The following is a 23851-nucleotide window of genomic DNA, read 5'->3' as shown; positions in this document are numbered from 1 at the left end:
GGCGTGCGTGCGCGCTCCCGTGCGGGTGCCGGTGCCGGTGCCGGTGCCGGTCCGTGCCGGGGTGGGGTGGGGTGGGAACGGGGGTGGGGTGGGGCGGGAGTAGGCGCGGACAGAGGTGCGGGCCCGGGTCAGGCCACCCGGGTCAGGTCCGCGTGGCGTACCTCGTGGGCCAGTGGCAGGTCGCCGGCCAGGCGCTCCAACTCTTCCACCACGATGAGCCCGAGCCGCTCCAGCTCATTGCCGAGGGAGCCCGCGATGTGGGGGGTGAGGAAGACGTTGGGCAGGCGGTACAGGGGCGAGTCGGCGGGCAGCGGCTCGGGGTCGGTGACGTCCAGGACCGCGTGCAGCCGGCCGGAGACCAGTTCGTCGGTGAGCGCCGCGTGGTCGACGAGGGCGCCGCGGGAGGTGTTGATCAGCACGCCGCCGTCGCGGACCAGGGCGAGGCGTGAGCGGTCCAGCATGTGATGCGTCTCGGGGATGTCGGGTGCGTGCAGGCTGACGATGTCGCTGTGCCGCAGCAGGTCCTCCAGGGAGACGAGCCGGGCGCCGAGCTCGGCGGCCTCGGCCACGTCCACGTACGGGTCGTGCAGGAGGATCTCGAGGTCGTACGGGCGCAGCAGTTCGAGCAGTCTGCGGCCCACCCGGGAGGCGCCGATGACGCCGATCCGGCGGCCGAGGTTGCCGGTGGCGGCCGTCTCGGCGGGGGTGGGCTGGGCGTGGGTGCGGCGGTAGCGCTCACGGTGGACGAAGGCGTCCTTCCCCGCGAGCAGGATCATCGCGAGCGTGTATTCGGCGACCGGTACGGCGTTCCCGGTGACCGCGCTGGAGACCGTCACCCCGCGCTTCCACAGGGCCTCGCCGACCAGTGAGCGCACGGAGCCCGCGGCGTGCAGGACCGAGCGCAGCCGGGGCACCGCGGTGAGTGCCTCCGCGTCGAGGTGGGGGCAGCCCCAGCCGGTGATCAGCACATCGGCACCGGCCAGCGCCGACGCGGCGGCCGGGTCGGCGAAGTCCCGTACGACGAGGGCCGGGTCGATCTCGGCCGTCCGCTGCAGCCGGGCCAGGAGCGGGGCGGGGAACAGCAGGGGGAGATGCACCGGATCCATGGCGAACACGGCCCTGGGCAGCTGGGCGCTGGGCATGACTCTCCTGAGGTGCGTAGGAAACGTTTTCTGGAAGCGCTTCTACCGTAGGTCCGTCCTGGAGGCATGGTCAATCGGTCTGACTGATCACTCTGCCGGAAATCTTTCGGGCTGTTTCTGCAGTAAGGGGCGCTTTCGGAGCGGTTGTTGACGGTCGGGGAAGGACGTCTGCGCCGCTTGTGTGCGGGCGTGGAGAAGCTGTTTCCGGTGCTCGGCGGACCGGAGCTGAGGGGGTGCGGACGGCGGGGGGTGGTCGCCGGGGGGGTGAGCCGTGCGGCCGTGACCCGATCGCGGCGACACCTTCGAAAGTGGTGCCGGTCCGATACGGGCGTGGCGGGCCGGCTGAAGGGTGTCGGCCGAGGGTCTCGATCCGCCTCGATCTCCGAGTGTGCGCAGTTCAGGGGCTTGTGCGGTGAGGGGGCCGGGTGCATGAAGAGCAAGGTGGGGTCGTCGGCGCGCCGTGCACAGGGTTTTCGAAAGTCTGTGAGGACTCTTGACGCCTCTCGGAGAGCGGAACAAGCTCTGGCCATTCGCTCATGGCAACCGGTTGCCATCCGTTGTCCCTGTGCATCGTCCCAACGAGTGTCGGCGGTTCGGACGAGACCGTCGCCCCGACGTACGCCGTGCCGATCCCGCCGATCCTTCCCTTTGCCGGGTGGTCGACAACCCGGCTCCAGCAGCCCCTCTGCCCAACCGGGTAACCGTTTCCTGCCGTTCGTTCGGGACCAGCCCTCCCCCTGCCCCGCCGCAAGGAGTCACGCATGAACACGCCCCTGTCCCGCCGTACCGCCCTTCAGGCCGCCGGCGCCACCGCGCTCGCCGCCGGACTGTCCGGCGGCCTGACGGCCACGGCGGCGCACGCGGACGACGACCACTCCGCCCCGAAGCTGCTCACCTACCCCCGCCCCGCCGCCGTGCCCACCAACACCAGCTTCAAGGTCCGCGTCCGCACCGCTCCCGACGGCGCGTGGCAGACCCTCGACGTCTACCGGCCGCAGCTCGAGGAGATCAATCCGACCACCGGCTCGGGCAAGGTCTACACCTCCTCGATGGTGTACTTCGACTTCCAGGGCTCCGTGGAGATCGAGGTGACGTACCTCAAGGGCGGCACCACCAAGGCGCGGGTGAGACCGGACTCGTACGGCATCACGCCCGAACTCGGCGGCGACACCCTGGTGTTCACCCTCGACGAGCCGAAGGACCTGGTCGTCCAGATCAACGACGAGATCTTCGACTGTCTGCACCTCATCACCAACCACGTCGAACACCACCCGTGCGCCGCCGACGACCCGGACGTCATCTACTTCGGCCCCGGCGTGCAGACCGTCCCCGGCGGCACCCTCACCGTCCCCAGCGGCAAGACCGTCTATCTCGCCGGCGGCGCCGTCCTCAAGGCGACGGTCCTCTTCAAGGACGTGGAGAAGGCCGCGCTCAAGGGGCACGGCATGATCTGGGCGAGCCCCGGTCAGGGCGTGCTGTGCGAGGGCAGCCGCAACATCCGGGTCGAGGACGTCATCATCATGAACCCGGGCAACTACATCACCACCCTCGGCGAGGCCCGGAACGTCCGGATGAAGAAGGTCCGCGGCTTCAGTTCCAAGGGCAACGGCGACGGCATCGACATCTTCTCCTCCAGCGACGTCGTCCTCGACGGCTGCTTCCTGCGCAACTCCGACGACTGCATCGCCATCTACGGCCACCGCTGGGACTACTACGGCGACACCCGCGACATCACCGTCCAGAACTGCACCCTGTGGGCCGACGTCGCCCACCCGGTCAACATCGGCACCCACGGCAACACCGACGCCCCCGAGGTGATCGAGAACCTGCTCATCAAGAACATCGACATCCTCGACCACCGCGAACCCCAGATGAACTACCAGGGCTGCATCGCCCTCAACCCCGGCGACTCCAACCTGATCAGGAACGTCCGCATCGAGGACGTACGGATCGAGGACTTCCGCTGGGGCCAGGTCATCTACATGAAGGTCATGTACAACACGAAGTACAACACCTCGGTCGGCCGCGGTATCGAGGACGTCTACATCAAGAACCTCACCTACACCGGCACCCACGCCAACCCATCGCTCTTCCTCGGCTACGACGCCGACCACGCCATCAAGAACGTCACCTTCGAGAACCTGGTGATCAACGGCGTCGTCATCGCCGACTCGATGAGGAAACCCAGCTGGTACTACACCACCGACTCCATCCAGTGGTTCTCCAACGAGCATGTGACGAACCTGAGGTTCCTCACGACCGCCGAGGCCGAGGCGGCCGCACTGTGAGCCCGATCAGCCGTCGCGGCCTGCTGAAGTCCTCCACGGCGCTGCTGCTCGCCGGGGGCGCCGGCACCTTGTTCGTGCCCGCGGCCCGGGCGGCGGAGGACGGGACGGGGGAGGACGGGACGGGGGAGGGGGTGGGAGATGGGCTGGACGGTGGGGCGGCGTTCGCCTTCGCCCACCCTGGGCTGTTGCACAGTGCCGCCGATCTGGCGCGGATGAAGTCGGCGGTCGACGGTGGACAGTCGCCCGTCTACGACGGCTTCCTCGCGCTGACCGCACACAGTCGCTCGAAGACTGCATACACCATCCAGAACACCGGCCAGATCACCTCCTGGGGCCGCGGACCCGCCAACTACCAGAACCAGGCCGTCGCCGACTGTGCCGCCGCCTACCAGAACGCCCTCGTCTGGGCCCTCACCAGGGAACGCGCCCACGCCGACAAGGCCCGCGACATCCTCAACGCCTGGTCCGCCTCCCTCACCGTGGTCACCGGCGCCGACGGCCCGCTCGGCGCCGGCCTGCAGGCCTTCAAGCTCGCCAACGCCGCCGAACTCCTGCGTCACACCGGCTACGACGGCTGGAGCGACTCCGACATCGCCCGCTGCGTACGCTCCTTCCTCGACGTCTGGTATCCGGCGATCTCCGGCTACATGCTGTACGCCAACGGCAACTGGGACCTCACGGCCATCCAGTCCATCCTCGCCATCGCCGTCTTCTGCGAGGAACGCACCCTCTTCGAGGACGCCCTGCGCTACGCCGCCGCCGGCACCGGGAACGGCAGCGTCCTCCACCGCGTCGTCACCCCCGGCGGCCAGGGCCAGGAATCCGGCCGCGACCAGGGCCACGAACAACTCGCCGTCGGCCTCATGGGCGACGCCGCCCAGGTCGCCTGGAACCAGGGCGTCGACCTGTGGGGCTTCGACGGCAACCGCATCCTCGCGGGCGCGGAGTACGCAGCCCGCTACAACCTCGGCGGCGACGTCGGCTTCACCCCCGACCTGGACCGCACCGGCAAGTACATCAAGACCACCGTCTCCGCGACCGCCCGCGGCACCCTCCCCCCGATCTACGAGATGTACTACGCCCACTACGCCGGAGTCCGCGGCCTCGACACCCCGTACACCGAGGCCGCCGTCTTCCGTGGCACCGGCGGGACCCGAGTCATCGAGGGCAGCAACGACGACATGCCCGGCTTCGGCACCCTCACCTGCGCCGGGGCCACGGCCCCCGCGCCCACCGCCCCGACCGCGCCGGCGGGCGTGACCGCGGTGGGGGAGGGGAAAGCGGTTGCTGTGGCGTGGCTGCCGTCCGCCTGGGCCACCGCATACACCCTTCTGCGTTCCGACGACCCGGCCGGCCCCTACAAGGAACTCGCCACCGGGATCACGGATCCCGCATACACCGACACCCACGTCCGCGCGGGACGGACGTACCACTACACGGTCACTGCCTCCAACTCCCTTGGCCAGAGCGCGACGTCGGCGATCGCCTCGGCGGTCGCCGGGCTGCCCTCGCCCTGGGCGACCGCCGACACCGGCGCGGTGCGCATCCCCGGAGCGGCCGCTTTCGACGGCGAGCGGTTCGTGCTGGAGGCATCCGGTACGGCCGACACCTACCGCCTCGCCCACCTGCCCCTGCGCGGCGACGGCACGGTCACCGCCCGGATCGTCTGGCCGCTCGGCTCCCAGTACTCCAAAATCGGCGTCACCCTCCGCGCCTCCCTCGACGCCGACGCCCCCCACGCCTCGATGCTCATCCAGGGGCTGCCCCTGCACACCTGGAGCGGCGTGTGGACCGTACGCCCGTCGGCCGGCGCGCAGACCTCGGCCACCGGCAGCACACCCGTGCCCCCGTCCCAGCAGGAGGCGATCACCACCAGGGCCTCGTTCCCGATCTCGAATCTCGGCGCGCTGCCCGAGTCGGCGACACCGCTCGAAGCGCCGTACGTCGAGGGCGCCGGGGACGGGTACCGGCTGCGGGCCCCGTACTGGGTGCGGGTGACCCGGAAGGGGCGACGGTTCACCGGATCGATCTCGGCAGACGGTATACGGTGGACTGTCGTCGGTACGACCGAGGTCGACGGTATGCCGCACATCGCATACGCCGGTCTCGCCCTCACCTCCTCCCTCGGCATCGACCAGGACTACGCCGAGACCGGCACCGGCGCCTTCGACAACGTCAGCGTGACCGGCCCCGCCGGAGACATCTGGCGCACCCCTCGCCCCACCCGCACCGCCACCGACCTGCGCGCCGCACCCGACACCGACGGCGTCCGCCTGACCTGGACCGACCCCGACCTCTCCGCCCGCTACACCGTCCTGCGCGCCTCCCACCCCCACGGCCCGTACCGCACCCTCGCCACCGCCGTCGGCCCGGTCGGCTTCGGCACCCGCGTCCGGTACACCGACCCGACCGGCACACCCGGCACGACGTACCGCTACACCGTGGCCAAGACCAACTGCGGTGGGCGAGGGCCGTGTTCGGAAGCGGTGGAGGCCGTCGCCCCGACCGTGGCCGGCCCCTCGGACACGTCGACGGCCGACGAGAACCGCGCACACGCCCTCCCCGAGCCGTGGACGAACGGCGACCTCGGCGACCTCGTCCTCGACCGCCGCGACTACGGCACCCTCGGCGTCGTCGCCGTCCTCACCCCCGGCAGCGCCACCTACGACGACGGCACCTTCGTCGTCAACGGCGCGGGTGTCGACCTCAACGTCAACTCCCAAGGCATGACGGGCCAGTTCGTCCACCGGACCGTCACCGGCGACAGTGAGATCACCGCCCGGCTGCTCTCCCGTGAAGGCGCCAGCGCCGACCGGATCGGGCTGCTGATGACCAAGTCCCCGTCGCCGTTCGACCAGGCGGCCGGAGTGATCGTCACCGGCGGCGGCAGCGCGCAGCTCATGCTGCGGCCGACGGTGGCCGGCGCCTCGGTCTTCTCCGGGACGACCACCGTCCAACTCCCCCTCCTCCTGCGGCTGAAGCGCACCGGGACCGCCTTCGCCGCCTCCGTCTCCACCGACGACGGCGTCACCTGGACCCCCCTCGCCGAGGGAACGGTCCCCACCTTCGGTGACGCCCCCTACCACGTGGGCCTGGTGGTCTGCTCCCGCAACCAGACGGCCCTCGGCACCGCACGGTTCGGCGAGGTGATCGTCACCTCGCCCTAGAACGGGATCCCCCACGGATCCCCCCACGACGGGAGCCCACACCCATGAGCCGCACCTCCCCCCACCACCCGCACCACGATCCGGGCGATGTGAGCCGCCGCGGTCTGCTGAAGACCGCCGGCGGTCTCACCGCGGCCCTCGCCCTCGGCGCGGGGGCCGCCTCGGCGGCCGGCACCGCCGACGCCGCGCCGGCCGCCTTCACCCACCCGGGCATGCTGCACAACGCGGGCGACATCAACCGGGCCAAGGTCAGGGTCGCCGCCGGCACCGACCCCTGGCTGTCCGGCTGGAACAGACTGACCGCCAACTCCCACTCCCAGTCCACCTGGACGCCCCGCGCCACGGCCACCATCGTCCGCGGCGGCACCGGCGAGAACTACGGACTCCTCTACAACGACATCGCCGCCGCCCACCAGAACGCCCTGCGCTGGCGTGTCGGCGGCACCGAGGCCAACGCGCGCTGCGCCGCGAACATCCTCAACGCCTGGGCGACGACGCTGACTTCGGTCACCGGAAACGCCGACCGGTTCCTCGCCGCCGGCATCTACGGCTGGCAGTTCGCCAACGCCGCCGAACTCATGCGGGACTACGACGACTTCGACCTCGGCGCGTTCCAGAGCATGATGGAATCCGTCTTCTACCCGCTCAACACCAGCTTCCTGAACAACCACAACGACGCCTGCATCACCAACTACTGGGCCAACTGGGACCTGTGCAACACGGCCTCGATCCTGGCCATCGGCATCCTCAACGAGGACTCCGCCAAGTACGACCAGGCCGTCACCTACGTCAAGTCGGGCGCCGGCAACGGTTCGTTCGCGCACGCCGTGCCGTACCTGTACACCGACGACGCCGGCTACGCGCTCGGCCAGTGGCAGGAGTCCGGCCGCGACCAGGGACACACCGTCATGGGCATGGGGCAGATGGGCGCGATCTGCGAGATGGCCTGGAACCAGGGCGACGACCTGTACTCCTACGACAGCCGGCGCTTCATGAAGGCCGCCCAGTACGTCGCCAAGTACAACCTCGGCGGTGACGTACCCTTCACGACCTACACCTGGGGCAGCGGACAGAACTGCGCCCAGCAGTCCCAGACCGCGATCTCCGCCACCTCCCGAGGCCAGACCCGCCCCGTCTGGGCGATGCTCCACTACCACTACAACCGGCGCCTCCACCTGGACGACAAGTACATCTCCGAGATGTGCTTCTCCGTCGCCCCCGAGGGCGGCGGCGGGGACTACGGGTCCACCAGCGGTGGTTACGACCAGCTCGGTTTCGGCACCCTCATGTACGCCAAATAGCCCTGTCACAGGCTCGTGCACCGGAATACCCCGCACGGGTGTGGTGCTCTGGTACTACCGGTGCACGAGCGTGGCGAAGGGGCTGGTGGGCAGATGGCGGCAGACCGGACGAACCCCGCGGCCGAGGACCGGCAGGACCCCGACCCGGTCGTCGGAACCCCCTACGGGGCCGTCCGCGGACGCCGCGAGCAGGGCATCTCAGTGTTCCGGGGCATCCCCTACGCGGCACCCCCGTTCGGGCCCCGCCGCTTCCGGCCGCCCGAGCCGCCCGAGCCCTGGGACGGGATCCGCGACGCGGGCGCCTTCGGCCCGACACCGCCGAAACCGCCGTACTCGGAAGCCTTCGCGCAGTACCTGTCCGACCCGGTCGTGCCCGGCGACGACTGCCTCAACCTCAACGTCTGGACCCCCGACCCGGGCCCCGGCGCCCGCCTCCCCGTCCTGGTGTGGCTGCACGGCGGCGCGCTGACCAGGGGGTCCTCCGCCGTGCCGGTGTACGACGGGCAGCACTTCGCCCGCGACGGCATCGTCTTCGTCTCCATCAACTACCGGCTCGGCGTCGAGGGCTACGGACTGTTCCCGGACGCCCCCGCCAACCCCGGTCTGCGCGACCAGCTCGCCGCCCTGCAGTGGGTCCACCGGTCCATCAGGGCCTTCGGCGGCGACCCCGACAGGGTCACCCTGGCCGGACAGTCCGCCGGCGCCATCAGCATCGGCGCGCTCATCGCCACCCCGCAGGCCCGGGGACTGTTCCGGCGGGCCGTCCTGCAGAGCGGACCGCCGGAAGCCTCCGAACGCGACAAGGTACGCCGTATGGTGCGCCGGATGGCCACCCGGCTGAAGATCCCCGCCACCGCCGAGGCCTTCGCCGCCGTCGACCGCGACCTGCTGCTGCGCACCCAGGCCGACGTCGGCAAGCTCAGCAGCCCCGTCCTCGGCGGCCCCGCCTTCGGCATCGTCGTCGACGGTGACCTCGTCCCGCGCGACCCGCTCCAGGCCCTCGTCGACGGCGAAGCGGCCCCCGGAGCCGACCTCCTCCTCGGCTGGACCCGCGACGAGTACCGGCTCTGGCTCGTCCCCGGCGGCCTCCTGGAACGCGTCGACCGGCTCGGCGCCGTCGCCCTCGCCGGAGCCATGGCCCGCTGCCACTGCGGCCACGAGGTGCCGCGCGGCTACCGCACCCTGCACCCCGAGACCGGCACCGCCGAGATCGTCGGCCAGATGGTCACCGACCACCTGCTGCGCCGGCCCCTGCACCGCCTGGCCGACGCCCGCCCCGGAACGTCGTACGTCTACGAGTTCGCCTGGCCCTCCCTCCGCCCCGGCCTCGGCGCCTGCCACGCCCTCGAACTCGGCTTCGTCTTCGACACCGGCCACACACCCGAGTCCGCGAAACTCGCCGGGGAGGACGCCCCCCAGGAACTGGCCGACGCGATGCACTCGGCGTGGGTGCGGTTCGTGGCGACGGGCGATCCCGGGTGGGAGGCGTGGGACGAACGGCATCCGGTGCGGGTGTTCGGGGAGGGGGCGGGCGCGCGTGCGGGGGCGGCGTCGGGTGTGCTGTATCCGGGCGACCGCGTGCAGTGGACCCGCGACCGTGTGCAGCCGACAGGCGACGACATCTCGTATGCAGGCGACTGCGGATCGTATACCGCCTACGGTCTCCGGGACCGCGAGCTCGCTCTGTGGACCGCCCCCGCCGACCCCACCCCGCCCCAGCCCCCCACCCGCACCCCCACCCCCGCCACCCCCGCGACCACGCCCCCGGCCCCCCTCCCCGGCGGCCGGATCATCCGCGCCACGGAACTCAAGTCGGCCGTACGCCGACTGCGCCGGGCCGGCGGGGCCCAGCGCGACTGACCCCGCCGGGCGCGTCCCGTCCTCACCGCCGCGCGAGCGACCCCCTGCCCACTCCGGCCACCGAGTCCCGTACCACCACATGGGTCCCCAGCAGCAGGTGCTCGCCGGGTGCGTCGGGGGCGCGGCCCAGGACCGTGCGGACGGCGAGGCGGCCGAGTTCCTCGTAGGGGACGTGGACCGTGGTCAGCGCGGGGTGCAGGTCGCGGGCGAAGGGGATGTCGTCGTAGCCGGCCAGGGAGACGTCGCCGGGGACGTCGAGGCCGGCCTCGTGGAGGGCGGTCAGGGCGCCGGCCGCGACCATGTCGGTCGCCGCGACGACCGCCGTGAAGTCCAGCCGCCGGTCGAGGGCCTGGCGCAGCAGGCGGTGGCCGGTGTCGCGGGTGAAGTCGCCGTGCAGGATCAGCGCCGGGTCCACGTCGATGCCACGCGCCCGGTGGGCCTGGAGGTAGCCGCGTTCGCGGCCGAGTGCTGTGGTGTGGTCCGGTTTGCCGCCGAGGAACAGCACCCGGCGGTGGCCCCGCGTCAGGACGTGCGCGACCAGGGCGAAGGCGCCGCCCTCGTTGTCGTACTCGACGACCGTCACCGGTGCGCCCGGCCCCAGCGGCGGGCGCCCGCACAGCACGAGCCGGGATCCCGCCGACGCCAGCGAGTCGGCCATACGGCGGGTGCGTTCGCGGTACTCGGAGGTGTCGGCGGTGCCGCCGACGAGGATCACGGCGGTGGCCCGCTGGGCCCGCATCGTCTCGACGAAGTCGCGCTCATGGCGTACGTCGCCCTCCGTGCTGCACACCAGGCACAGATGGCCGAGCCGGTGCGCCTCGCGTTCCACGCCGTGCGCCATGTGCGCGAACGACGGCCCCGTGATGTCCTCCAGCACGAATGCCAGGGTGGGCGTCCCGGCGCCCGCGACGGCCTTGGCGCGCGCGTCGGCGACGTAGTCCAGTTCGCCGACGACCTGCAGCACCCGGGTGCGGGTCTCGGCGCTCACCGGGTAGACCCCGCCGAGCACCCGCGACACGGTCGACGCGGACACGCCCGCCCGGGCCGCCACGTCACGGATGGTGCTGCGTGCCGCGTCCGCATTTTTTCTCGTCATCGCGCCCCTCCCCTTCGGAAACACCGGCAGCAACCGGTTTCCACGAGCGGAGGCTAGCAGCGCCGGCCGACGCGGGCGGGAGAAACTACGCCGTTGCCAGGGTCCGCGCGATCGACGCCACCGCCTCGGGGCCGACCCGGCAGCAGCCGCCGATCAGCCGCGCGCCCGACTCCCGCCAGCCGAGCACCTGCTCGGGGGCGAAGGAGGAGCGGCCGTTCCAGGCACGGGCCTGCGCGTCCCACGCCTCTCCGCTGTTGGGGTAGACGACGACCGGCTTGCCCGTGACCCGGGCGGCCGTCGCCACGGCGGCGTCGACGTCCTCGGGGGCGCAGCAGTTCACGCCGACCGCGATCACCTCGTCGACCTCGGCGGCCAGGGCGAACGCCTCCTCCAGCGGCTGGTCGGCACGCGTCCGTACACCGTCGACGGTATACGAAAGCCAGGCCGGCACCCCCAGCCCCCGCACCGCCCGCAACAGCGCCTCGGCCTCGTCGGCGTCGGGAACGGTCTCCAGGGCCAGCACATCGGGCGCGGCGGCGGCGAGGACCTCCAGCCGGGGCCGGTGGAAACGTTCCAGCTCCGCCACGCTCAGCCCGTAGCGGCCCCGGTACTCGGAGCCGTCCGCGAGCATCGCGCCGTACGGCCCCACCGACGCGGCCACCCACAGCGGCTGGCCGATCCCCTTGTCCCGGGCCTGACGGGCGGCCTCCCGGGCCAGCTCCACGCTCAGTCCCAGCAGCCGGGCGGACTCCTCGTGCGAGATGCCGCGCTTGGCGAAGCCCTCGAACGTGGCCTGGTAGCTGGACGTGATCGCCACGTTCGCGCCCGCCTCGAAATAGGCGAGGTGCGCCTCGGTGATCGCCTCGGGCCGTTCGGCCAGCAGCCGCGCGGACCACAGCTCGTCGCTGAGGTCGTGTCCGGCGGACTCCAGCTGGTTGGACATGCCGCCGTCGAGGACGACGGTTCCTGCGGCGAGCGCGTCGGCGAGCGGAGCGCCGTACGGGGAAGGGGTGTCGCTGGTCATGACATGACGCTAGTCGAAGGCGCTGCGGAAAGCCCCTCCCGTCCACCTCGTGAACGGAACGCCCACCATGCGGGACGGTCCCCGCTAGCCTTGGCGGATGCCGTCCGACACCGACCTCGCCCACGCCGAAGCCGGGGAACTGCTCGGCGCCCCCGCCGGATCCGCCCGGCTCACCCCTCTCACGCACAACCCGGTCAACGGTGTCACCGGCGGCGTCTGGACCGTCTCGGCCGGGGAGCGTTCGGCCGTGCTCAAGGTGCTCACCCGCGCCCGGCGGACGGACGGGGCCTGGGCCGCCTCGGACGACCCCCGGCACTGGAACTACTGGCGCCGCGAGGCCGAGGTCTACACCTCCGGGCTCGCCGCGCACTGGCAGCCGTACGGCATCCGCGCCCCCCGGCTGCTGGCCTGCGTCGAGCGACCGGGCGGAGACCTGGCGCTGTGGCTGGAACACGTGCCGGGCGAACCCGCCACGGCCTGGCCCGTCGCCCGGCACCTCGAACACCTCCGCCGCCTGGGCCGGGCCCAGGGAGCGGCCCCGCCCGTCGACGAGCCCTGGCTGACCCGGCGCTTCCTGCGGCAGTACGTCGGGCACAACACCCTCGGCCAGGAACTCCTCGACGACGACGAGGCCTGGCGGCAGCCCCTGGTCCGCGACCGCTTCCCGCCCGGCCTGCGCGCGGACATGGTGCGGCTGCACCACGACCGGGACTGGTTCCTCGACATCATGGAGAGCCTCCCGCGCGCCTTCAGCCATCTCGACATGTGGCCGGCGAACGTCCGCTCGTCGGACGGGGCGGAAGCGTCGGGTGGACCGGATGCGTCTGGCGGGCCGGAAGCGTCGGGCGGGAGGCAGGCACCAGGCGGGAGGCAGGCACCAGGCGGGAGGCAGGCACCAGGCGAGAGGGAAGCGTCGTACGGGGCCGTGGCGTCGTACGGGACGGAGTCCGTGGTGTTCGACTGGGCGTTCGCGGGCGACGGCGCGCTCGGCGAGGACCTCGGCAACTACCTCCCGGACACCGTCTTCGACCTCTTCCTGCCGGCGGCCCGCCTCCCCGAGTACGCGGCGGCGGCCTACGACGCGTACCTGCACGGCCTGCGGGAGAGCGGCTGGCGCGGCGACGAGCGTCTCGTACGTCTCGCGGTGTGCGCGTCGGCCGTGAAGTACGACTGGCTCACGGCCCGCATGCTCGCCCGCGCCGGCGAGCAGCAGTGGGACTACGGCGGCGAACGCACCGTGTCGCCGGAACTCCGTTACCACGAGCGGGGGTTGACGCTCGCCTTCCTTGGGCGATGGGCGGCGGAGGCGCGGGCCCTCGCCCCGCAGCTCGGTTTCCCCGAGGCGCCCAGCGGACGTTAGCCGCGGCTGGGCGCCCCGGTGTGCCGCGTGTGCCGGTGCTCAGGGTGGGTCGGCACTCGCGGCACACGCCTTCTACGCGGCGTGCCGCCCGCCCTCGCGCCGGGGTCGGGCCCGCCTGCGCAGGGTCATCGGCATCCCGAGCCCCGCGAGCAGCCCCGCGCCCAGCACGTACGGCCACCATCCCATCCCGCCGCTCATCCCGGTGTCGGCGCTGCGGGTCTGCACCGCCACCCCGCTGGAGTGGGCCGACTTGCCGGCCGCCGAGGGGGAGGGGCTCGTGGTGTCGGCGGTGAGGACCACGTCGTTGCCGTCGCCGCCCCGATAGCCGATCCGGTAGACGGTGTCGCCGAGTCGCACCTCGGTGCCCTCCCGCAGCCCGTCGAAGGTGCCGGAGACCGGGCCGCGCCCGGTGTGGTCGAGGACGGTGATCTGCTCGGCCCTGCTCGCCCGCCCCGCCGCCCCGCTTCCCGCACCCGCCGCCTGCGAAAGATCGAGCCCCCCGCCCAGCCGCACCCGACCGCCCACCTTCAACGGCTTCGGCCCCAGCACGAGTTGACCCTCGGCGCCCTGGAGGTAGTCGCCGCTGACCGTCAACCCGCCTGCGACCACACCCTCGTTGGAGACGGACCCCTTCACCGTTCCCTTGCCGTCGAGGGTGCTCATCACCCGCAGTGCCGAGCCGCCCGTGTCCAGCCGGGAGCGGGCCGAAGTGAGGTGCACCGCACGGCTGTTGGCGAGGCTCGCCCCGTCCCGCAGGGCGAGGGTTCCGGTGCGGACCGTCGTCGTGCCGGTGTACGTCACGGAGGGCCCGGTGAGCGTCGTGGTCGCCGCCCCGGACTGGACGAGCGCGCCGCCGCCGCCGATCCTCGACAGGGAGACGGGGGTGGTGGTGTTCCGCACGACGAGCGTCCCGTCGTTCACGATCCGCCGCCGGGCCGTGCCGGTGAGCAGCGAACCGTCGCCGCCCGCCGTCCCCGAGCCCAGCCGCAGCACCGCCCCCTTCCGCACGGTCGTGGAGCCGTCGTAGTGCTGGGCGGCCGCGAAGGTGACGTCGTTGCCCCGGGTGCCGGCGATGACGACGTCCCCGGCGCCGGGCGCGGCGAGCGTGTCGTGGTACTGGCCGCCGCCGATCGGGGCGCCGAGCGTCACGGGCCCGTTGTAGTCGAACGTCAGCAGGGACCGCCGTCCGCTGCGCTCGTGCAGGTTGATGTAGACGGTGTCCTTGGTGCCCGGCATGAAGATCCGGTGTGTGGTGCCGTCGCCCCACTGGACGTCCGCGCCCTCGATGTTGGTGCCCCGCTTGTTCAACTGATGGGGTATCGAACGCCAGTTGAGGCCGGGGTCGCTCAACGACGGGTTCGTGTCCCCGCCGCGGTCGCTGTAGCTGTACTGCCCGGTGAGGACGACCTTGCTGCCGGGCCGGCTGTGGACGTTGACGTCACTGCCGTACTCCCGCTGGTAGAAGTCCTGGCGCAGGGTGATCGTCTGGTCCAGCGGGGTGTCGATGATCCAGGAACCCTGGTTGAGGATCGCGCGGGCGCCGGGCAGCGCCACGGGGTACTCGGGGCGGCCGACGGCCATGCCGGTGCCGTTGTCGATGACCCCGGAGAAGGGGTGGGTGCCGGCCAGGTCGAGGGTGCCCCACATGTTGCGGGGCTGGGTGACCAGGCCGGATCCGCTGATGGTGCCGATGTTGAAGGTGCGGGTGAGTGACAGGCGCAGGGTGCCGTCGACGCGGATGTTGAGCTGGTTGAGCCGATAGCCGGGGGTGTTGTACGGGAAGTGGCCGATCAGTCCGGTGCCGCCGCCGGTGCCGTACTGCAGGGTGGTGCCGCGGTCGACCGTGATCGCGGGCGGGTCGGGGCGGGTGACCGTCGTGTACGGGTGGTTGCCGCCCTGGGTGCGGACGATCTGCCGCTGCCGGGCCTTCGGCAGGGTGAAGTCGCTGTCCTTGGCGAGGACCAGCGTCCCGCCGCCGCGGACGGTGAGCGTTCCCTCGCCGCGCAGGACGCCGTCGTACGTCGTCGTCCCGGAGGGCACGCTGATCACCGTGTCGCCGGTGAGGGTGACGTCCCGGTTCGCGAGCACGTCGGCGGTGACGTCCCGGACGCCGGCGGCCACGGCCGGGGGAGCGGTGGCCAGGAGGGCGGCGACGGCGGCGAGGGCGCCGACGGCCGCGCTGGAGGGGTGGAGGGGGGTGCGCACGGGTCGGAGACGGTCCGGGGCCACCGCCGATAACAGAAATTCGCGGCCCCGCCGAAATCCTCCGGGTTCCGCCCGACCTCCTCCGGAAAAGGCTTTCTATCAAGTCCCGTCAGACCCGTTGACCTGCTGGTAACACACCCTTACCTTTTCGGCGTTCGTCATTCCACATGTTGTTCGCAGTCTCGAACGTTTCCGCAGCCCCGAACACACCTGTAGTCCCGTGAAGGTGGTCGTTCCCCGAGAGGTATCCCCATGAGACGTGTGTACGCCACCCTGCTCGCCCTCTGTCTGGCGCTGATCGGCGCCCTCGCCACCGCCGGTCCCGCCCAGGCCGCGGCCGTGACCGTCCCCAACGGCGTCCAGTTCACCGACACTTCCGGCGCCGTCGTGCACGCGCACGGCGGCGGAGTCATCAAGGTCGGCAGCTACTACTACTGGTTCGGTGAGGACCGCAACGCGGACAACACCTTCCGGTACGTGGACGCCTACCGTTCCACCGACCTGAAGAACTGGGAGTTCAGGAACCACGTCCTGACCCAGTCCAGCGCCTCCGAGCTCGGCACCGCCTACATCGAGCGGCCGAAGGTCGTCTACAACGCCTCCACCGGCAAGTTCGTGATGTGGATGCACAAGGAGAACGGCACCGACTACAGCGAGGCCCGTGCGGCCGTCGCCGTCTCCGACACCGTCGACGGCACCTACACCTACCAGGGCAGCTTCCGCCCCCTCGGCTCCTACATGTCCCGTGACATCACCACGTTCGTCGACACCGACGGCACCGGGTACATGATCTCCGCCGCCAACGAGAACTACGACCTGCACATCTACAAGCTCACCGCCGACTACACGGCCATCGACAGCCTGGTCGCCAACCCCTGGGCGGGCGGCCACCGTGAGGCGCCGGCCCTGTTCAAGCGGGGCGGCGTCTACTTCATGCTCACTTCGGGCGCGACCGGCTGGAACCCCAACCAGCAGCAGTACGCCACCGCGACCAGCCTGTCCGGCCCCTGGACGTCGATGACGAACGTCGGCGACTCCACCGCCTACGGCTCGCAGACCGCCTACGTCCTCCCGATCCAGGGCACTTCGGGGACGTCGTACCTCTACATGGGCGACCGCTGGGGCAACTCCTTCAGCGGCACCGTCAACGACTCCCGTTATGTGTGGCTGCCGTTGACCTTCCCGACCTCGACGACCCTGTCCATGTCCTGGTACCCGGAGGTCACCGTGGACACGTCCGCCGGGACGGTGACCGGCACCAGCGCCACCTACAACACCCTGATCGCCCGGCACTCCGCCAAGTGCGCCGACGTGACCAGCCAGTCGCTGTGGCAGGGCACCCAGATCAAGCAGTACACCTGCAACGGCGGCAACAACCAGAAGTACTGGTTCAAGTCGGTCGGCAGCGGCTACTACCAGCTGGTCGCCCGCCACAGCTCCCTGTGCGTGCAGGAGAACGCGAGCACCGTCAGCCAGGAGAACTGCGACTCCTCCGCCACCACCCAGCAGTGGTCCGTCACCGCCAGCGGCAGCTATGTGAACATCAAGTCCCGGGCGAGCGGCAAGTGCCTCGACGTGAGCGGCGCGTCCACCGCCAACTCGGCCGCCGTCATCACGTACACCTGCAACAGCGGCACGAACCAGCAGTGGACGCAGGGCTCATGACGTGACGTCAGGCGAGCAGGTCGATCGCGTCGATCGATGTGCCCGCGCTGAGGAACGACGTCGTCCCCGAACCGCTCGCCACGTAGATCTTCAGCTGGTTGTAGGCGCCGGTGTCCGTCAGCCAGGCGGACGCCGGCACGCTGTACGTGAAGGTGTAGTTGTTGCCCCGGTAGGAGCCCACGGTCAGCGACCGGGTGCTCGGCTGGGTGGGCGGGGAGGGGACGGCCGAGGTCCAGGTGTCGTTGACGACGATCTGGGGTCGGCCGTTGGCGTAGGCCGTCGTCACGCCGATGCGCAGGGTGTGCGCGGCGGCGGCCTGGGCGGCGGTCAGCCGGAAGTGGACGATGAGGCCGCTGTTGACGTCCTTCCACAGATAGCAGGGGAAGGCGGAGGTCTCGGTGCCGCTGCCGATGACGACGTTTCCGGTCCAGGAGGCGGCCCGTACGTCGGAGGGGTGCGCGTACGTCATCAGGTCGGCGTTCTTGAAGCCGCCGGGCGTGCCGTTCCAGTCGCCGATCCGCCAGATCGCGCTCGCGTTGCTCGGGTCGTTCGAGGACGGGATGGCGATGGTGTTGAGGGTGGTCGTCCCGCCGGCGGATACGGTCACCTGTGTACTGTATACAGCCAACTCGCCTTTGTAGACGGTCAGCGTGTACGTCCCCGGCAGCGCCCCGCCGATGGAGAAGTAGCCGTCCGAGGCCCGCGCCGACCCCCAGTACTGGGCGGCCGAGTTGGCGAGCCCGACCGTGTACGGATACGCCGTGTTCCTGCCGCTGATGCCGACGCCCGCCACCCGGCCCCGGCCGCTCGCGGAGACGTATCCGGAGATGCCGAGGGAGTCCGCCCAGGACGTGGTCAGGGTGCCCGGGTAGAGGGACGAGGAGGGGGCGCCGCCGTCCGTGAACGCGATGACGTACGGTCCCTGGAGGCCGAAGCGCTGGGCCTCGGTCTGGTTCTCGCCGTAGTAGAGGATCTCGTACAGGCCGCCGCCGTCCGCGCTCTGGTGGCGCAGCAGGGAGCGGTAGAACGGGCCGCCGGAGGCCTTCTCGTGGTTGCTGCGGACGATCCACAGTCCGACGGATCCTGTAGACCATCCGATGTAGCTGTAGTCGATCGCGCGCAGCTTGGAGTAGTGCTTGGAGCGGGTCTGGCCGTCGGACTTCGCGAACACGTCCGAGGCCTCGATGGTGGAGGACGTGTACGTGTAGGAGTCGGGCTCGTCGTTGAGGAACAGGCCCTTCTTCACACGCACGATGTAGCGGGTGGCCGAGACCGAGGTGTCGGCCTTGTTGGTCCAGAGGTAGACGTTGTTCTCGCCGCTGCGGGCCGCGTAGTAGTGCTTGAGCGTGCCGTAGGCGACCGAGACCAGGATCGTCGAGCCGGACTGGGCGATCGTCACCGTCGAGGTGCCGAGGCCGGATTCGATGTGCGAGTTCTTGCCGTCGTAGCCCTGGTACTCGGTGCCCTTGTAGACCAGCGAGGTCAGGTCGCCGTTGGTCTTGCTGACCTTGAAGACGAGGCTCGCGCCGGTGTCGACGACGTAGTTCGAGCCGTCGTCGCTCCAGCCGAACGCGGCCGCGGCGGCGGGGGAGGCGAGCGGGCCGGCGAGGGCGGCGGTACCGGCGGCGGCAGCGGCGGAGAGGACGAAGGTGCGGCGTCGGACCGGGTGGCTGTCGGATCCGGACATGGGGGGAGCCTCCTTCGGGAGGTGTGGGGTGTGCGGGTGTGGGAGAGAGTGACAGTTGAATCGATTTCGCGAAAGGGCTTTCACCGGTGGGAGGTTGGCAATCTCGTGAAATCGGTCCAAGGTCTAGAAAGCGCTTGCCAATGGCGGTACGGTCCAGCCGCCAGGACTGCCGCCGTGACGGAGGAGCCCCAGTGAGACGTTTCACCATCGCCGTGCCGACGGCACTGGCCCTGACCGCCGTCCTCACGGCCCTGCCCGCCACCGCGCAGGCGCACGAGCACCGCCCCGCGCCTCTCGGCATCGACCACTGCACCGCCGACGCCTGCCATTTCGACGTCCCGTCCGGCACCTACGACGTCCGGGTCGTCCTCGGCGGCGACGCCGACTCCAGCACCTCGGTCAGCGGGGAGACCCGGCGGGCGCTGCTCGCCGAGACCGCCGTCCCGGCCGGCGCACGCGTCGTCCGCAGCTTCACGGTGAACGTCCGTACGCCGGAGGGCGAACCGACCGGCGCCGAGGGAACTCCGGGGCTGGATCTGGCACTCGGCGGCACCGCACCCGCCCTCGCCGACATCCGGGTCACTCCCGCCCGGCACGCCCGGCAGATCTTCCTCGTCGGCGACTCCACCGTCTGCGACCAGCCCGGCGACCCCTACACCGGCTGGGGCCAGGAGCTGCCGCAGTATCTGCGCCGGGGCGTCTCGGTCGCCAACTACGCGGACTCCGGCGAGAGCACGGTCACCTACCTGCAGAACCCCCAGCTGTGGGGCACCGTCCAGCCCCTGATCCGCCCCGGCGACCTGGTCCTGATCCAGCTCGCGCACAACGACAAGACGACCGACGAGGTGACGTACCGCGCCAATCTGGAGACACTGGTGGCGGGTGTGCGGGAGAAGGGCGGCAGGCCGGTTCTCGTCACCCCCATCGTGCGCCGCTGGTTCAACGCCGACGGCACACTGAACAACGGAACGGCCCTGCTGGTCAACGGACTCGGCGTCGACCACCCGGCGGTGATCCGCTCGGTCGCCGCCGACCGGGACGTACCGCTGATCGACCTCACCGCCCGGACCAAGGCGCTGGTGGAGTCCCTCGGCGTCGAGGGCTCCAAGGCGCTCTACCTGTACAACGAGAAACGCGACAACACGCACACCTCCGTGCACGGAGCCACGGTCTACGCGGGCCTGGTCCGCGACGAACTCGTCGCCCAGCACCTGGTGCCCCGGGGCACCGTACGGGTGGGATGAACTCCTGGGGGCGCCCCGACCGGAACCGGGACGCCCCCAGGGCCTGACCCCCACGGGACCAGAAACCGCACCGCTCCGGACCGGCCCGGACCAGGACCCGCCCACCCCCGACCCACCGCGCGCCGAGAGAGAAACCGCCGATGCACCTGCCGCCGCCCGACCCCGCCCTGAGCCCCCGCACCGGTTACGGCCGCGCCCACTGGGAGGCCGCCGCCGACGCCCTGCTGGCCGCGGTGGAGCCGTACGCCACCGAGGACCGGGCCCTCTACCACTTCCCCGGCGACCGGCAGAGCTGGTCGGGCCGCCTCTCCGACGGACTGGAGGGCTACGCCCGCACCCTGCTCCTCGCCGCGTTCCGCCGCGACGAGACGGCCCTGCAGCGGTACGCGGACGGACTCGCGGCCGGCGTCTCGGGCGTCTGGCCCCGCATCGAGGACCGCAGCCAGCCGCTCGTCGAGGCCGCGTCGATCGCCCTCGCGCTGCGGCTGACCCGCCCCCTCCTGTGGGACCGCCTGGACGACGCCGTACGGCAGCGGGCCGCGGACTGGCTCGGCGACGCGCTGACCGCCGAACCCTGGCCCTGCAACTGGGAGTTGTTCCCCGTCACGGTCGGCGGCTTCCTCCAGGAGATCGGCCACGAGGCCGAGGCGTCCGGCAAGGCGGTCGACCGCGGTCTGGAGCGGATCGAGCAGTGGTACGTCGGCGGCGGCTGGTACACGGACGGCGACGGCCGGAAGTACGACTACTACAACGGCTGGGCGATGCACCTGTATCCGGTGCTGCACGCATGGCTCGCGGACGACAGTCGACTGCTGACTGTATACGGCGGCCGGTTGGCCACCCACCTCACCGACTACGCCCGCCTCTTCGGCGGCGACGGCGCCCCGATGCACCAGGGCCGCTCCCTCACCTACCGCTTCGCGACCACCGCCCCCCTGTGGCTGGGAGCCCTCACCGGCCACACCCCGCTGTCGCCCGGCGAGACCCGCCGACTGGCCTCGGGCGCGCTGAAGTACTTCCTGGAGCGGGACGCCGTGGACGAAAGCGGGCTGCTCACCCTCGGCTGGCACGGCCCCGACCCCGCCGTCCTCCAGGGCTACTCGGGCCCCGCCTCCCCCTACTGGGCGAGCAAGGGGTTCCTCGGCCTGCTGCTGCCCCCGGACCACGAGGTGTGGACGGCCGCCGAGGAGCCGGGCCCCGCGGAACGCGAGGACGCGGTGACAGCGGTCGCCGCGCCCAACTGGCTGGTGCAGTCGACGTCCGCGGACGGTGTGGTCCGGCTGCACAATCACGGCAGTGAGGACGTCCGCTACGACCCGTACTACACCCGGCTGGCGTACTCGACGGTGACGGCGCCCTCGCCCGCCTCCGACCACTCGTCGGCGTACGACAACAGTGTGATCGTCGGGGGAGACCCGAGTCGTACGGGTATCGAGCCGCTGGGCGCCGGGGACGGCTGGGTGGCCTCGCGGCACACCGTGGGGGGTGGGGTACGGGTGACCAGCGTCGTGCTCGCGCACGGGGCGACGGAGGTGCGGGCCCATCTGGTGACGGGGGCGGAGCCGGGCACGCCGGTGCGGGTCACGGGATGGACTGCCGGGGACGGGCTACGGGCGGAACTCGTCCCGGTCCACGGCCTGGAGGTCCCCGCCGGGGAGGCCTCCACCGGCACCCCCGCCGACTCCCTCGCAGGTACTACGGGTACGACGGGAGACGGCGCCACCCTCTTCGTCGCGCTGGCCCGGCTCACCGCCGCGCCGGACACCGTCCCCCTGGAGGAGACGGTGTCCGTGCGGGCGGAGGAGCCGGACGGGATCCGGGTGCGCTGGAGCGGTGGCCCGGAGGTCCGGGTGACCCTGTCGGGGGACGCCGTACGGGTCAGGGCTTGAGGCGGGCGATCCGCAGGGTCGTCGTGGTCGGCGAAGCCCCCGTGAGCGGCTTGGCGTAGGTCGGGGTCACCGGGGCGTACGCCCAGGTCAGCGTCCCGTCCTTGAGGACCGCGAGGTCGCCGCTGATCCGGGTGCTCACCACCTTGTCCGCGCTCTGGAACTTGCCGTTCCAGTCGATGAGACGCAGATGGGTGCCGGTGAACGTGCCCGTGCAGGTGCCCGAGGCGCACTTGGCGTTCTTCAGGGACTCCCAGGACACCAGGAGCCGGTCCTTGCCGTACGGGGCGACGTGGACGTTGACGTTCTCGGTGCCGGCCGCGCTGGTGAGGTAGACCGCCTTGCCGGGGCCGGAGTTGCGGTTCTTCATGAAGGCGACGGCGACCTGGTGGGTGCTGGTCTTCGGCTTGACCGTCCAGCCGCGCCCGCTGGAGTCGTCCGGGTTCTTCTTCGCGGAGGCGGCCCCGCGGGAGGCGAACGCGGTGGCGTACCGGCCGGTGGAGGACTTCACGAGGTCACCCGTACGGCTTGGGAACGTGCCGCCGCAGTAGCCGGCCCAGCACTGCTCGCGCTGCACGACCGGAGCGACGTCCGGAGCGCCGATCTTCGTGGAGACGAACAGCCCTGAACGCCAGTCGTCGAAGCACAAAGACGTGAACGCGCCGGTGGTCTCGGCGTGCAGCGCGATGCCTTCGTTGTGGCTGCAGCCCCAGCCCCAGCCGCCGCTGAGCTTGGCGCCCTTGGCGCTGACGTACTGCAGCTTGTCGCCGAAGTGCCCGTCGGCGAAGCCGCCCGCGCCGTGCACGACGAAGTAGGCGCCGTACTTGGTGCCGTTCCAGGTCAGCTGGCCGTCGAGCCCCGGGGACGTGTCGTTCGACGCGGTGCCGGTGAGCTTGGTGCGGAAGGTCTGCTTGCCGTTCGTGTACCGGATGATCGCGGCCGCCGTCTCCTTCCACTTGTTGCTGTCGGAGACCCGGGTGAGCAGCGCGAAGCCGTTGTTGTGCGCGACCAGGCCGCCGACCTCCTTGGCCCCCTTGACGACCGTGTCCGCGCCCGAGCGCTTCCCTGCGGCGGTCAGCGGGGTGACGTGGATGCCGTCGGCGGCGGGCCAGGCGACCCGCAGCGTGCCGTTCGGGGCCACCGCGGTCGTCGTCCGCGTCCACTCGCGCGTGTTGTTGTACCCGGCCGACAGGTAGGGGAACTTGGCGGTGAGGGCCACGGCGGTGGTGGTGGGGGTGAGGTTCGGGGCGGTGGTCGTGGCGGCCCCGGCGGTGGCGTACCACGCGCCGGCGAGCACCCCGGCGGCCGCCAGCGCGCCGATCGCGGGCTTGCGGGCCGCGCGGATGCGGCGATGGCGCGTTGTGCGTCGAGCAGATGTCATGGCCTGTTGTTGCCACCGGGGCGGGAAAGGGTTGCCGGGGCGGAAGAGGATTCCTGCGTCTGCCGCGGACGACTTTGTAGGGGGCTGATTTTGCGTTGCCGCGGGTCACGGCGTGCACCACAATCCCCGCATGACTTCCGCCATCCGCCATGTGACGATCGACTGTTCCGACGCCTACGCCGTCGCCGTGTTCTGGTCCGAGGTGCTCGGTCTGCCCCTCCACGAGGACGACAAGCCCGGCGACGAGGAGGTGTTGATCGAGGGCGCGGGCCTGCTCTTCGTCACCGTGCCCGAGGCCAAGACGATCAAGAATCGCGTTCACCTCGACATCGAGCCGCAGGACCGCACCCGGGAGGAGGAGGTCGAGCGGCTGCTCACCCTCGGCGCCACACTGGTCGCCGACCGGCGCAGGCCCGACGGCACCGGGTGGGCCCTTCTCGCGGATCCGGAGGGCAACGAGTTCTGCGTGGAGCGCAGCACGGCGGAGCGGGCGGCCGCCGCGGCGGGCTGACCGGCGGTCTCCGTATCGGGCCACCGACGGCCAC

General features: G+C 71.3%; 15 protein-coding genes. 9 read left to right on the top strand and 6 right to left on the bottom strand.

All coding sequences use genetic code 11. The features are described from left to right. Positions 1–128: 128 nt before the first annotated feature. Positions 129–1142 carry a hydroxyacid dehydrogenase gene (locus tag ABZ464_RS26030; RefSeq protein WP_359280231.1) on the bottom strand — a complete coding sequence of 338 codons (1014 nt, stop codon included), beginning with the start codon at positions 1140–1142 and terminating at the stop codon, positions 129–131. Positions 1143–1903: 761 nt separating this feature from the next. On the opposite strand from ABZ464_RS26030, the gene ABZ464_RS26025 reads away from it, so the two are divergent. The 4 genes from ABZ464_RS26025 (at position 1904) to ABZ464_RS26010 (ending at position 9758) form a co-directional block, all read left to right on the top strand. Then, positions 1904–3430, top strand: coding sequence for a glycosyl hydrolase family 28 protein (locus ABZ464_RS26025; protein ID WP_359280230.1), 1527 nt, complete (start codon positions 1904–1906; stop codon positions 3428–3430). Beyond that, positions 3427–6597: an alginate lyase family protein gene (locus ABZ464_RS26020; protein WP_359280228.1), complete on the top strand. Its 3171-nt coding sequence runs from the start codon at positions 3427–3429 to the stop codon at positions 6595–6597. The genes ABZ464_RS26025 and ABZ464_RS26020 overlap by 4 nt, the downstream gene beginning before the upstream one ends. A 44-nt stretch (positions 6598–6641) precedes the next feature. Next, the gene (locus ABZ464_RS26015; protein ID WP_359280226.1) at positions 6642–7898 is read left to right on the top strand and encodes an alginate lyase family protein; all 1257 of its coding nucleotides are present in this window, start codon (positions 6642–6644) and stop codon (positions 7896–7898) included. A gap of 93 nt (positions 7899–7991) precedes the next feature. Beyond that, complete coding sequence (locus ABZ464_RS26010; RefSeq protein WP_359280224.1) at positions 7992–9758, top strand: carboxylesterase family protein; 1767 nt, start codon at positions 7992–7994, stop codon at positions 9756–9758. 22 nt (positions 9759–9780) lie between these two features. Here ABZ464_RS26010 and ABZ464_RS26005 read toward each other — a convergent pair whose 3' ends face one another. Together ABZ464_RS26005 and mmuM are read right to left on the bottom strand one after the other, a co-directional pair. Then, positions 9781–10854, bottom strand: coding sequence for a LacI family DNA-binding transcriptional regulator (locus ABZ464_RS26005; protein WP_359280222.1), 1074 nt, complete (start codon positions 10852–10854; stop codon positions 9781–9783). 85 nt (positions 10855–10939) lie between these two features. Then, positions 10940–11878, bottom strand: a complete 939-nt coding sequence (gene mmuM / locus ABZ464_RS26000; RefSeq protein WP_359280221.1) for a homocysteine S-methyltransferase — start codon at positions 11876–11878, stop codon at positions 10940–10942. Positions 11879–11975: 97 nt separating this feature from the next. On the opposite strand from mmuM, the gene ABZ464_RS25995 reads away from it, so the two are divergent. Then, positions 11976–13238 carry an aminoglycoside phosphotransferase gene (locus ABZ464_RS25995; protein ID WP_359280220.1) on the top strand — a complete coding sequence of 421 codons (1263 nt, stop codon included), beginning with the start codon at positions 11976–11978 and terminating at the stop codon, positions 13236–13238. Between the two features lie 72 nt (positions 13239–13310). Here ABZ464_RS25995 and ABZ464_RS25990 read toward each other — a convergent pair whose 3' ends face one another. Then, positions 13311–15443 carry an autotransporter gene (locus ABZ464_RS25990; RefSeq protein WP_359280219.1) on the bottom strand — a complete coding sequence of 711 codons (2133 nt, stop codon included), beginning with the start codon at positions 15441–15443 and terminating at the stop codon, positions 13311–13313. Between the two features lie 252 nt (positions 15444–15695). On the opposite strand from ABZ464_RS25990, the gene ABZ464_RS25985 reads away from it, so the two are divergent. Continuing rightward, positions 15696–17108 carry an RICIN domain-containing protein gene (locus ABZ464_RS25985; protein WP_359280217.1) on the top strand — a complete coding sequence of 471 codons (1413 nt, stop codon included), beginning with the start codon at positions 15696–15698 and terminating at the stop codon, positions 17106–17108. Between the two features lie 7 nt (positions 17109–17115). Here ABZ464_RS25985 and ABZ464_RS25980 read toward each other — a convergent pair whose 3' ends face one another. Then, entirely contained in the window at positions 17116–18795 is a 1680-nt protein-coding gene (locus tag ABZ464_RS25980; RefSeq protein WP_359280216.1) for a rhamnogalacturonan lyase B N-terminal domain-containing protein, read from the bottom strand. A gap of 191 nt (positions 18796–18986) precedes the next feature. Here ABZ464_RS25980 and ABZ464_RS25975 point away from each other — a divergent pair, with 191 nt between their 5' ends. Both ABZ464_RS25975 and ABZ464_RS25970 read left to right on the top strand, forming a co-directional pair. Next, positions 18987–20039: a rhamnogalacturonan acetylesterase gene (locus ABZ464_RS25975; protein ID WP_359280214.1), complete on the top strand. Its 1053-nt coding sequence runs from the start codon at positions 18987–18989 to the stop codon at positions 20037–20039. Positions 20040–20179: 140 nt separating this feature from the next. After that, a complete protein-coding gene (locus ABZ464_RS25970; protein WP_359280213.1) occupies positions 20180–21928 on the top strand; it encodes a DUF2264 domain-containing protein in 1749 nt (582 codons plus the stop codon). On the opposite strand, the gene ABZ464_RS25965 is transcribed toward ABZ464_RS25970, so the two are convergent. Beyond that, on the bottom strand, positions 21918–23306 hold the full coding sequence (locus tag ABZ464_RS25965; RefSeq protein ID WP_359280211.1) for a hypothetical protein: 1389 nt from the start codon (positions 23304–23306) through the stop codon (positions 21918–21920). The two genes, ABZ464_RS25970 and ABZ464_RS25965, sit on opposite strands and share 11 nt — an antisense overlap. Before the next feature lie 130 nt (positions 23307–23436). Here ABZ464_RS25965 and ABZ464_RS25960 point away from each other — a divergent pair, with 130 nt between their 5' ends. Then, positions 23437–23817, top strand: coding sequence for a VOC family protein (locus ABZ464_RS25960; protein ID WP_359280210.1), 381 nt, complete (start codon positions 23437–23439; stop codon positions 23815–23817). Positions 23818–23851: the final 34 nt, after the last annotated feature.

The sequence above is a fragment of the Streptomyces sp. NPDC005820 genome, assembly GCF_040630255.1.
Lineage (GTDB): Bacteria > Actinomycetota > Actinomycetes > Streptomycetales > Streptomycetaceae > Streptomyces.
The sequence above is the reverse complement of the archived record's forward strand: the minus strand, read 5'-3'. Positions and strand labels throughout refer to the sequence as shown.

Bases quoted from the DNA above. Each gene is read 5' to 3' on its own strand.
- ABZ464_RS26030 (WP_359280231.1), bottom strand. From the start codon at position 1,142: ATGCCCAGCGCCCAGCTGCCCAGGGCCGTGTTCGCCATGGATCCGGTG.
- ABZ464_RS26025 (WP_359280230.1), top strand. From the start codon at position 1,904: ATGAACACGCCCCTGTCCCGCCGTACCGCCCTTCAGGCCGCCGGCGCC.
- ABZ464_RS26015 (WP_359280226.1), top strand. From the start codon at position 6,642: ATGAGCCGCACCTCCCCCCACCACCCGCACCACGATCCGGGCGATGTG.
- ABZ464_RS26010 (WP_359280224.1), top strand. From the start codon at position 7,992: ATGGCGGCAGACCGGACGAACCCCGCGGCCGAGGACCGGCAGGACCCC.
- ABZ464_RS26005 (WP_359280222.1), bottom strand. From the start codon at position 10,854: ATGACGAGAAAAAATGCGGACGCGGCACGCAGCACCATCCGTGACGTG.
- mmuM (WP_359280221.1), bottom strand. From the start codon at position 11,878: ATGACCAGCGACACCCCTTCCCCGTACGGCGCTCCGCTCGCCGACGCG.
- ABZ464_RS25995 (WP_359280220.1), top strand. From the start codon at position 11,976: ATGCCGTCCGACACCGACCTCGCCCACGCCGAAGCCGGGGAACTGCTC.
- ABZ464_RS25985 (WP_359280217.1), top strand. From the start codon at position 15,696: ATGAGACGTGTGTACGCCACCCTGCTCGCCCTCTGTCTGGCGCTGATC.
- ABZ464_RS25980 (WP_359280216.1), bottom strand. From the start codon at position 18,795: ATGTCCGGATCCGACAGCCACCCGGTCCGACGCCGCACCTTCGTCCTC.
- ABZ464_RS25970 (WP_359280213.1), top strand. From the start codon at position 20,180: ATGCACCTGCCGCCGCCCGACCCCGCCCTGAGCCCCCGCACCGGTTAC.
- ABZ464_RS25965 (WP_359280211.1), bottom strand. From the start codon at position 23,306: ATGACATCTGCTCGACGCACAACGCGCCATCGCCGCATCCGCGCGGCC.
- ABZ464_RS25960 (WP_359280210.1), top strand. From the start codon at position 23,437: ATGACTTCCGCCATCCGCCATGTGACGATCGACTGTTCCGACGCCTAC.